Here is a 10,703-nt window from a genome sequence, read left to right on the forward strand (position 1 = left end):
TATACCAATGCCTTGTGGTACACATCCTGGTATCTGCACTTCTGCAGATATTCCATGTAGAATTTCTTGTGTGCTTCGTTCTTAAAAGTTATTGTGCGAGTAGATTTCCCGCTGTTTGCACCTAACGCTGTACCTGTCATCGTCATGACCTCCTATAAAATTTCTAATAATAATGTTTTGATGAAAATTGGGTAATTTTAGAAATTGCGATAACTTGAGTAACTTCGCTGAATATTGTGGATACTCATTTTACTCAAACCATGATGTGAGTAATACTCAATTTGAAGTGATTTTTGACGATTTTTGGCGGTGCCTGACGGTATTTCCGCTTTTTATCCTCAGAACAGGAAAAAGGCCCCGAAAACCTTATAACCACTAGAAAATGCTGTGTTTATAAGGCTTCCGAAGCCTTAAATCATTTCATGTTAAATTTACTTGAAAAGTTCGCTTAAATGCCCATCTGTTTTGCAACTTCTGCTGCAAAATCTTCTTCTTTCTTTTCGATACCTTCACCGGTCTCGTAACGAACGAAGCCTTTGATGGTAACGTTTGCACCATTTGCTTTTGCAACTTCTGCAACATATTTTTCTACTGACTGTTTTCCGTCTTCTGCTTTAACATAAACCTGATCCAGCAGACAGATTTCTTTCAGTTCTTTATTGATACGTCCGCTGATCATACCCTGAATAACTTTTTCCGGTTTCTGGGACTCTTTCGGGTCGTTCTGGATCTGAGCCATCAGGATTTCTTTTTCGTGAGCAATGTACTCTTCGCTTACTTCGGATCTATTTGTATATTTCGGGTTCAGAGCTGCTATCTGCATAGCTACGTTCTTAGCCATCTCTTTGATTTCATCGTTTACAACGTCTGTTACAACGTCAACCAGAACACCGATTTTTCCACCCATATGAGTATAGGAAGCTACGAAACCTTCTGTTTCTTCTACTTTCTGGAAACGACGAATCTTCATGTTCTCGCCGATTACTGCAACCTGTCCAGCCAGAGCTTCGTTTACAGTTTTGGTTGTATCGAATTTCCATGTCTCAGCCAGGAATGCATCGATATCTGCTGCTTCTGTTTCCAGAGCCTGCTCAGCAACCTGTGCAACGTATGCCTGGAATTTTTCGTTTTTAGCAACGAAGTCAGTTTCAGCATTTACTTCTACAGCGACAGCTTTTTTGGAATCTTCTGCAACTTTCAGCATTACGATACCTTCTGCTGCGATTCTGCTTGCTTTTTTCTGTGCAGTTGCAAGACCTTTTTCTCTCAGGAATTCCATAGCCTTGTCCATATCACCTTCAGTAGCTGTAAGAGCTTTCTTACAGTCCATCATACCAGCGCCGCTGATTTCTCTTAATTCTTTTACCATTGCTGCTGTAATAGCCATTATGATTTCCTCCTAAAATTGAGTTTTTACAGTTACTCAGCTGCCGGAGAATACCTCTCCGACAGCTGAATGGATACAAAATCTTACTCTTCTACTGCCTCTTCAACAGCCTCTTCAACGAATTCTTCCTCGCCTGTTGCACCCTGATTTGCTTCGATAACAGCATCTGCCATTTTGGAAACAATCAGTTTTACGGCACGGATAGCATCATCGTTACCCGGGATAACATAATCCAGTTCTTCCGGATCACAGTTGGTATCACAGATACCGATCAGCGGGATTCCAAGAGTATGAGCTTCCTGAACACAGATTCTCTCTTTTTTCGGATCTACGATAAAGATTGCATCCGGGATTCTCTTCATGTCTTTGATTCCGCCCAGGTTTTTCTGCAGTTTATCCAGCTCTTTTTTCAGTGCGATAACTTCTTTCTTCGGCAGAACATCAAATGTTCCGTCTTCCTGCATAGCTTCAATCTCTTTCAGTCTGGTGATTCTGCTCTGAATAGTTTTGAAGTTAGTCAGCATACCACCTAACCATCTTTCGTTTACATAGTACATTCCACAACGCTCTGCTTCAACTTTGATAGCATCCTGAGCCTGTTTCTTTGTACCAACGAACAGGATTGTGCCGCCTTCTGCAGCGATGTCAGATACAGCTTTATAAGCATCATCTACCATTCCAACGGATTTCTGCAGGTCGATAATGTAGATTCCGTTTCTTTCTGTGTAGATGTACTCTGCCATTTTAGGGTTCCATCTTCTTGTCTGGTGTCCAAAATGTACACCGGCTTCCAGTAACTGTTTCATTGAAATAACGCTCATGATTTCAATCTCCTTTTTTGGTTTTAATCTTCCCCGTACTTCTCATTCTTTTCGAGACCTGCTTGCAGGCACCTTCTCGGAATCGGCACGGGTGTTTTATGCATCGTTGTGATTATAGCATAAGCTTTTTTCGGTTACAAGTCTTTTTTTTATTTTCTTTTATATCCAAATAACCAGTATGTCGGAATCACACATAACAAAATTTCTATCATAACACTGCAAAGCATTCCTGCCGGAATCCGCTGCCACAGACTGCTCCAGAAACTGCTTCCGAAAAGGCTCCACAGATTTGCTGCTATATGTGCAACGATGCTGATCCACAAAGTTCCGGTTTTATCATAGATGATCGCAAGCATCACTCCCATACATGTTGCATAGAAAAACTGTACAACATTGCCATGATAGATACCGAATAATAACGCAGATATTGAAATTGCTGCCTGTGGTTTGACCCAGTCTTTCAGTCTGTGAAATACGATTCCGCGAAACATCAGTTCTTCACAGATTGGTCCGATAATTCCCACTACCAGAATCATAAAGCCTACTGGCTGTCCGGAAAATGCCTGTTCAGACACCTCACTGTAGCCGGTAAACAGATCGTTCAGATGCAATCCATTGATCAGATCATTTAAAAACTGTCCTGTGGCAATTGCCAGGATGATCACACTGAACCAGATCACCGGAGGTGCCCACACAAAAGCTTTTCCTGTTCCACTGAATCCTTCTTTCCGATGCATCTGATCTTTCCGGTAAAACAGATACAGGATTATCGCTGCTGTAAGATCACCGATCAGAGTAACATATAACGTACTGTTGATCAGACGCTGTCCGGCACTGGCAGTCTCCTGCAGTCCGCCCGCCTGTATCAGATATATCAGATACAAAGCGATCGTCGCAAGCAGTGTGGCTCCATAATGAATCAAAAACGGATAAATCAGACGCCAGATCTGTCCGGCCGTAGAATACCGGAATTTTTCCTTTTTTTTCGCAGGTTCCGGCATTTCTTTTTCTTCTTTTTCCAGTTTCCGTGTCTCCTGTATTTCATATTTCTTCACTTTTTCTCTGTCCGGAATAATATTCCGCACAGATTCAACATTTTCTGTGGTTTCTTCATCGTTCGGACTGGCAAGGATTCCCAGATCTTCCACACTGTCTGCGATATAGACAGCACCTGCTTTTTCCAGTTCTTCCCGGCTTCCGTATCCGTAGGCAACCCCGATACATTGCAGACCACAGCTTATGGCACCCTGTACATCGTGACTCCGATCGCCTACCATAAGAACCTTGTCCCGTTCTTCTTCCAGATGCATCCGCCGTAAAGCCTCTTCAATAACCTCCGCCTTCTCCGTTCTTCTTCCGTCAAGTTCGCTTCCCACAATCGCAGTAAAATAATCTGCAATCTGAAAATGCTCCAGAATCTGTTTTACGTAGACCTCCGGTTTAGACGATGCCACAGCAAGGATCTTATTATTGATTTTCAGAAGTTCCAGTAATTCCGGAATCTTCGGATACAGACGGTTTTCAAATATTCCCGTTGTAGTATACCGTTCCCGGTAATATACAACTGCCTTTTCTCCCTCTTCCTCGCTGAGACCTGCATATTTCATAAACTGTTCTTTTAAAGGAGGACCGATAAAACACTGCAGATTTTCCGGATGTTCTTCTTTTTTTCCCAGTTTTTCCAGTGCATACTGCACACAGTTAATAATGCCCTCTCCGGACTCTGTCAATGTTCCATCCAGGTCAAATAATATTACTTGCGACATAGTTACGTCCTGCTCTCTTTTCTTTTATGCTCGGAACTGCTCATTACCTTCGCAGTTCCGAGTCAAAACACCCCGCAGAATAATACCTGCCGGATAGTTACTTATGCTCCATAATAAGCATCGATACCGTTGGCGATACCCTGTACCATTTTTGTCTGATAAGAAGTGCTTGCCATATTCAGATCTTCTGTACGATTGGTCATGTATCCCATTTCAACGATACTCACCGGAATGGAGCTCCAGTTGATGCCACTCATGGTATCCGTCTGCATTACACCCTGGTTTTTAGCTCCTGTAGTTGCACAGAAACAGTCTACTATTTTTCTTGACAGTGTCTGGCTGGCACTGATCACACTTTTTCCCAGATACAGATTGCTGTTGGACGGTGCCATCGTCAGTGCTCCTGCAACGGATGTATTATCAGATCCATTGGCATGGATGCGAACCAGAATATCTGCTCCCTGATTGGCTGCCATCTGTGCGCGTTCTGCATTGCTGATATTGACATCATGTGTCTCACGGATCATATAAACCTGATATCCACGTGCCTGAAGCTCATCTCTCAGTTTCAAAGAAACCTGAAGTGTCAACTCATACTCGTTTAGTCCGGATGCATTTCCATGAGTTCCGGATGCAACTTTAGGCTTTGTCTGAGATGCTCCGGGACCGATCGGCTCTTTTGCACTGTTTCCTTTTCTCTGGTGACCTGCATCAATGGCAATAATTTTGTTTTTGGAACCTCCACCTGTTGTCGTGCCGGTTGTCTGACCAGGTACCCAGGCTCCGCTTCCATTAACGTAATAACTTCCGAGCCAGGTGTTTGCCGCCATGGCTCCACTTCCTGTCAGATAATACCAGGTTCCTCCCAGATTCAGCCAGCCCGTTGCCATCGCTCCGCTTCCGTTCAGATAATACCAGGTTCCTCCCAGATTCAGCCAGCCCGTTGCCATCGCTCCGCTTCCGTTCAGATAATACCAGGTTCCTCCCAGATTCAGCCAACCGGTTGCCATCGCTCCGCTTCCGTTCAGATAATACCAGGTATTTCCAAGTTTCAGCCAGCCGGTTACCATCGCTCCGCTTCCGTTCATGTAGTACCAGGTTCCTCCCACATTCACCCAGCCCGTTGCCATCGCTCCGCTTCCGTTCAAATAATACCAGGTATTTCCAAGTTTCAGCCAGCCGGTTACCATCGCTCCGCTTCCGTTCAGATAATACCAGGTTCCTCCCACGTTCACCCAGCCGGTCTCCATCCATCCTGCACCGTCAAAATAATACCAGGTTCCGTTGATCTGTTCCCAGTCTGATCTGGTATATCCTCCGTCACTGTGACGATACCACCAACGACCACCGCTGCTGATCCACTCATTTTTTGCCTGTGTTTTTCCTTCGATCCAGACACCATTTTCATCCACATAATAATTGCCGATCCAGGTTTCCTTCGCCTTTTCTCCTGCCTGGTTCAGATAATACCAGCTTCCGTTTTCTTCCTGTACCCAGCCTTCTGCATGAGCTTTTGTCGGAAGAATTCCTACCAGAAACAGCATTACAAATAGCATACCGATCATTTTCAGTTTTTTCATCTGGCATTTCCCCTTTCTTTTTTCTGTCACTTTTTCTTATTCTCAGGACGCAAAGTACTGATCAATTCCATCTGCTATCCCCGTCACCATCTGCTGTTGATAATCTGCTGTCTGCATCCGGGTATCTTCCTCCTGATTGGTCATATATCCCATCTCAACAATGGTTGCAGGAATACTGCACCAGTTCAGCCCACTCATCTCATCGGTCTGATACACGCCCTGATTATTTGCCCCTGTGGAAGCACAAAACGCAGTGATGATACACTGTGACAGTTTCTGACATTCAGCAATCATTTCCTGACTCAGATATGGGTTAGCCGTACTAGGTGCCATTGTCAGAGCTCCTGCTACAGAGGTATTATCCGACCCATTGGCATGGATGCGAATCAGAATATCTGAACCCGATTCCGCTGCAAGCTGTGCCCGCTCCGCATTACTGATATCCACATCATTGGTTTCCCGGATCATATAGACTTCGTATCCCCTTGCTTCCAGTTCATCGCGAAGCTTCAGTGCCACATCCAGATTCAGCTGATATTCCGTTACTCCTGTTGTTCTTCCGGTCGTTCCGGATGCCACTTTTGCTTTTGTCTGAGACGCCCCCGGCCCAATTGGCTCCTGTTCACTGTTTCCATGTGCCTGATGGCCTGCATCAATGGCAATTTTCCTTCCATTGCCTTCCGGAGTCGGTGTCGGTGTAACAATCTCCGCCTCTACGGTTTCTGCCGGTTCTTCTGTCCCGGTCATTTTCCTGAGATTTGAATCTGTCAGAAGAAGGTACTGTATTCCCTCTTCTTCTCCTACTATAACACTCTCATCCTGCAGTTTTTCCACAAAAGCCTGGTAATCTTTCTCGTTCTTTTTCAGATGCAGCAAAACAGCTGCCACATCTTCCTGCGTATATGCTTCTACCTGACCTTCCTGTGATGTATACCGGAGATCTGCGGTCATAATTTTTACATCATTATGTTCTACCGCCTTTTTGATCTCCGTGATCAGATTCTTTTTCTGTACTGCTGGATCTGTCGGATCATCCGTAGGCTCCGGTGTCACCGTCTGCGTCGGTGTTATCTGCGCTTCTTTTGCCTCCTGTTCCTGTTGTGCCTGTTGCATCTGTTCCATCTGCTTTCTGGCTTTTCCATATCCCAGGATGGCTGCAAAACCTAGGGCAAGCACCACGACCACAATTCCCATGATCATGATGTTCACTCTGGTTCCTGAAGGTTTTTTCATAATCGCTCCTCCTTCCGGAAATCACGCTTACATTCTTTCCGGTGCTTCAAATCCCAGCATATCGATACATGCTTCCAGAATATTTTTTACCAGCATCAGCAAAGCCAGATAGGATTCTTTCTTCTCCTGATCCTCTTCAGCCAGAATCTTTGTTTCATGATAGAAGCGGTTAAATGCATTTGCAAGTTCATAAATATAAGAACAGATTTTATGCGGTGCTTTCTCTTCATAAGCATTCGTGATCACCTGATTGAATTTGGATGCTTCCAGCATCAGCGCTTTCTCACTGTCACTTCCTGCCGCCAGAATCTTCAGGGTATCCAGATTGCCGCCTTCTTCTTTATATCTGTTCAGGATAGATTTGATACGAACGGTTGTATACAAAATATACGGACCGGTATTTCCTTCAAAAGATGTAAATCTTTCAATATCAAAAATATAATCTTTGGATGCCTGGTTGGACAGGTCTCCGTATTTGATTGCAGAAAGTCCTACGATTTTTGCAGTCGTTCTTGCATCTTCTTCTTTGATGCTGCGGTTGTCCACGATTTTTTTATACATCTCTTCGTTGATATCACGAATCAGATTTTCCAGACGCATCACACCGCCTTCTCTTGTCTTGAACGGTTTCCCGTCTTTTCCGTTCATGGTACCAAAACCAAGGAACGTCAGTTTGGTATCATCTTTTACCATACCTGCTTTTTTGGCACAGCGGAATACCTGAACAAAATGCATCTCCTGACGTTTGTCTACCACATACATGATCTCATCCGGATTGTATTTTTCCATACGTTCCACGATAGTAGCAAGGTCTGTGGTTGTATACAAAGCAGCACCATCCGATTTTAAGATCATACACGGAGGTACCTCTTTGGTATCCGTCTCTTCTTTTACATCTACGACAACCGCACCCTGGTCTTCATAAGCCAGTCCCTGATCCTTCAGCTTCTGTACCATCGGTGCAATGGTATCCTGTACATCAGATTCTCCGTTCCACAGATCAAAGTCTACGTTAAGGTTTGCGTAGTTTTTCTTCAGGTCAGTAACCGATACCTGCAAAATATGTTTCCATAATGCACGATATCCTCTGTTACCCATCTGCAACTGATGGGTTGCTTCCAGAGCTTCTGCTTTATACGATTCGTCTTCTTTTGATTTTCCACTGGCTGCCGGATAAATTTCTTCCAGCTCACTGATGGTAAATGGAGCTTCTGTCGGATATTCTCCCTCATAATCTTCCTGGAAATATACCAGTTCCGGTTTTCTTTTATGCAGTTCTGTGATGATCAGACCCATCTGCAGTCCCCAATCTCCCAGATGAACATCACCGATAACTTTATGTCCCAGATATCTTCCCATTCTCTTGATACTCTCACCGATAATTGCAGAACGCAGATGTCCGACATGCAGTGGTTTTGCAACGTTTGGTCCACCGTAGTCAAGAATCATGGTCTGTGGATCCTTTGCTTCTTCCACACCCATTTTCTCACTGTTTCTCATCTCTTCCAAATACTGCGCCATATATGCTCCGGATACTTTCAGATTAATGAATCCCGGATTAACAGCTTCTGCCATCTCGAGGACTTTACTGTCGGCAAGTTTTGCCACTACATCATTGGCGATCATGATCGGGGCTTTATGATATACTTTTGCATCTGCCATAGCACCATTACACTGATATTCACACAGGTCCGGCCGATTCGACAGCGTAACCTTTCCCATATTTTCATCATAACCGGCTTCTTTAAAAGCGGTCATTACTTCATTGGAAATCAATTCGATTATTGTTTTCATACTTTCCTAAAACTCCTTTGTCAGAATCATTACATTATATCTTATCACGGGCACACAGGCTGGTCAACTAAAAGAATTCACCCTGTCTGCCCCTCTGTCAACTGTTTTTATGCAGACACGCTCCCGATTCCCCGCCCACATAAAGAAAGACAGAAGCGATTGTTTGTTTTTATTCCACGGATCACTTCTGTCTTTCTTTCATCTGCTATGCTTCTTCCTGTTTTTGTCTTCCTGCTTTGCTTTGTTTATAACAGTATTTCAAAATATCACTTCTGCGGACAATACCAATAAAATTATCCGCATCATCCAGTACCGGAACAAAGTTCTGCTTCATGGCCGTGTCCACCAGATCCTCCATGTTACAGTTAATATCCACTGTCTGGTACTTCCATCGGAGAGGTACTCTGCTGATGCTGCAATCCTCCGCTTCCCGGATATTCAGAAACCATTTTTCCTTGATATACCGGAGCAGATCTCCCTCTGTTACAGTTCCCACATATTTTCCGTTCTTATTTAACATCGGAATAGCAGTATATTTGTGATATTCAATTTTTTCAAGTACCTGACGCAGAGTGTCATCATTTTCCACATAGGCAACTTCATTTTTTGGTGTTAAGAAAAATAAAATGTTCATTTACTATAAATCCCCCATAGAAATCTTTTTTGAAATGACCGGACATTCTTCCCTTTCATTTCAGTTTTCCATTACCAGTATAACCCATTTTCCATCCGATATGGTGAATTTCGCGTGAATAATTTCTAATATTTTTCTTAATTTAATTCTGAACACTCGTATCCTTTTTCTACTCGTGACGAAGTGCATCGATTGGATTCAGATTTGCTGCCTTAATGGATGGAAGTAAACCGAAGATAATACCGATTGCCATAGAAAATACTACAGCCAGTACACTGACAGGTACGCTGATCGCCACCGGAGTCTGAGACATCTTCGATATCACCTGTGACAGGATCACTCCGGCGATTACTCCAAGAACCCCTCCGATACTGGTCAGCACAGCAGCTTCTGTAAGAAACTGCCACAGGATCCTGTTTTTTCTCGCTCCGATTGCTTTTTTCAGACCGATCTCACTGGTACGTTCCGTAACGGATACAAGCATAATATTCATAACACCGATACCTCCGACCAGAAGAGAGATACTTGCGATCCAAAGCAGCTGTTTGTTTGTGTTTTCACTGACTTTCTGCAGGTTCTTAACTGTTTTCAACAGATCCGCCGCCTTATAAGAGACGTTGCCACTGTCAGCACCACTGCTGCCGGCACCGTCCATCATTTCCTCTTCAGAATCAATCATACCGGAACCGGTCTGTCCGGTTACCGCCTGATTCATAATGTCCTCCACTTTTTTTCCTACAGAACTCATCAGGTCTGTCTCACTAGCCATCACGCTGACTTCTTCCGGCTCATCATAATTATAGACAACCGGCCAGGTACTGTCCGGAATCAGCACGATTCCGTTGGTATTCTGATTATACGTATAGTAATCTTCCAGACTGTTGATCACCGGTTCGAAAGCATCTGACTTGCGGATACAACCGACCACGGTAAATGGTTCCCCACGGAGTTCTATGGTTTTTCCCACCGGATTGTCTCCCGGAAATAAGGTCTGCACTGCCACATCGTCAAGCAGCACCACTTTCCGGAACTCTTTAAAGTCGCGTTCTACAAAATCCCTTCCATTTTGTATTACATAACCTTTTGTTTTCAGAAACTCCGCATCCACACCGTATACACTTCCACTGTCCAGGCTGGTGTTCCGATAGGTGATTCCGTCTGCATACCCTCTGCGGTTATAAAAAGTCGCACTCTCAACCCCTTCAAGACTGCGAATCTGTTCTTTCTGTTCATCGGAAATCACGGAAATATTATCCGGCAGACCATTGTCCATCCAGTACTCACTTTCTCCCTGGTAAAGCCGTACATCCACATTGTTGTTTCCTGCACCGATCAGATTCTGTTTGATCTGCTCGTTGGTTCCCTGAATCGTAGATGCGATGGAAATGATGGAAGCGATACCTATAATAATCCCCAGCATGGTCAAAAATGACCGCATCTTATGAGACCATATCCCCCGAAAGGCCAATCTGATATTTTCTAGCATTG

General features: G+C 44.0%; 9 protein-coding genes. All 9 read right to left on the bottom strand.

What is annotated here, in order from left to right:
- Positions 1 to 140: DUF6075 family protein (locus MSA64_RS12105; RefSeq protein WP_287891599.1), on the bottom strand; the 140-nt coding region annotated here is incomplete at its 3' end.
- Positions 141 to 448: 308 nt separating this feature from the next.
- Positions 449 to 1,387, bottom strand: a complete 939-nt coding sequence (gene tsf / locus MSA64_RS10745) for a translation elongation factor Ts (protein ID WP_287891582.1) — start codon at positions 1,385 to 1,387, stop codon at positions 449 to 451.
- Positions 1,388 to 1,470: 83 nt separating this feature from the next.
- Positions 1,471 to 2,208: a 30S ribosomal protein S2 gene (rpsB, locus tag MSA64_RS10750; RefSeq protein WP_287891583.1), complete on the bottom strand. Its 738-nt coding sequence runs from the start codon at positions 2,206 to 2,208 to the stop codon at positions 1,471 to 1,473.
- A 149-nt stretch (positions 2,209 to 2,357) separates the two neighbouring features.
- Positions 2,358 to 3,974 carry an HAD hydrolase-like protein gene (locus MSA64_RS11820; RefSeq protein WP_330639124.1) on the bottom strand — a complete coding sequence of 539 codons (1,617 nt, stop codon included), beginning with the start codon at positions 3,972 to 3,974 and terminating at the stop codon, positions 2,358 to 2,360.
- Between the two features lie 101 nt (positions 3,975 to 4,075).
- Positions 4,076 to 5,554: an N-acetylmuramoyl-L-alanine amidase gene (locus tag MSA64_RS10765; RefSeq protein WP_287891584.1), complete on the bottom strand. Its 1,479-nt coding sequence runs from the start codon at positions 5,552 to 5,554 to the stop codon at positions 4,076 to 4,078.
- A 42-nt stretch (positions 5,555 to 5,596) separates the two neighbouring features.
- Positions 5,597 to 6,787 (bottom strand): N-acetylmuramoyl-L-alanine amidase family protein, encoded by a 1,191-nt coding sequence (locus MSA64_RS10770; protein ID WP_277663626.1) that lies wholly within the window; start codon positions 6,785 to 6,787, stop codon positions 5,597 to 5,599.
- Positions 6,788 to 6,814: 27 nt separating this feature from the next.
- Positions 6,815 to 8,581: an arginine--tRNA ligase gene (gene argS, locus MSA64_RS10775; RefSeq protein ID WP_287891585.1), complete on the bottom strand. Its 1,767-nt coding sequence runs from the start codon at positions 8,579 to 8,581 to the stop codon at positions 6,815 to 6,817.
- 205 nt (positions 8,582 to 8,786) lie between these two features.
- A complete protein-coding gene (locus MSA64_RS10780) occupies positions 8,787 to 9,215 on the bottom strand; it encodes a CBS domain-containing protein (RefSeq protein ID WP_106492701.1) in 429 nt (142 codons plus the stop codon).
- Between the two features lie 169 nt (positions 9,216 to 9,384).
- Positions 9,385 to 10,701: an ABC transporter permease gene (locus tag MSA64_RS10785; RefSeq protein ID WP_117525348.1), complete on the bottom strand. Its 1,317-nt coding sequence runs from the start codon at positions 10,699 to 10,701 to the stop codon at positions 9,385 to 9,387.
- Positions 10,702 to 10,703 lie beyond the last annotated feature (2 nt).

This window comes from Oliverpabstia sp., from assembly GCF_022785585.1.
GTDB lineage: Bacteria > Bacillota > Clostridia > Lachnospirales > Lachnospiraceae > Oliverpabstia > Oliverpabstia intestinalis.

Coding starts and splice junctions, on each gene's coding strand:
- MSA64_RS10770 (WP_277663626.1), bottom strand. CDS start 6,787: ATGAAAAAACCTTCAGGAACCAGAGTGAACATCATGATCATGGGAATT.
- MSA64_RS10780 (WP_106492701.1), bottom strand. CDS start 9,215: ATGAACATTTTATTTTTCTTAACACCAAAAAATGAAGTTGCCTATGTG.
- rpsB (WP_287891583.1), bottom strand. CDS start 2,208: ATGAGCGTTATTTCAATGAAACAGTTACTGGAAGCCGGTGTACATTTT.
- MSA64_RS10785 (WP_117525348.1), bottom strand. CDS start 10,701: ATGCTAGAAAATATCAGATTGGCCTTTCGGGGGATATGGTCTCATAAG.
- argS (WP_287891585.1), bottom strand. CDS start 8,581: ATGAAAACAATAATCGAATTGATTTCCAATGAAGTAATGACCGCTTTT.
- MSA64_RS11820 (WP_330639124.1), bottom strand. CDS start 3,974: ATGTCGCAAGTAATATTATTTGACCTGGATGGAACATTGACAGAGTCC.
- tsf (WP_287891582.1), bottom strand. CDS start 1,387: ATGGCTATTACAGCAGCAATGGTAAAAGAATTAAGAGAAATCAGCGGC.
- MSA64_RS10765 (WP_287891584.1), bottom strand. CDS start 5,554: ATGAAAAAACTGAAAATGATCGGTATGCTATTTGTAATGCTGTTTCTG.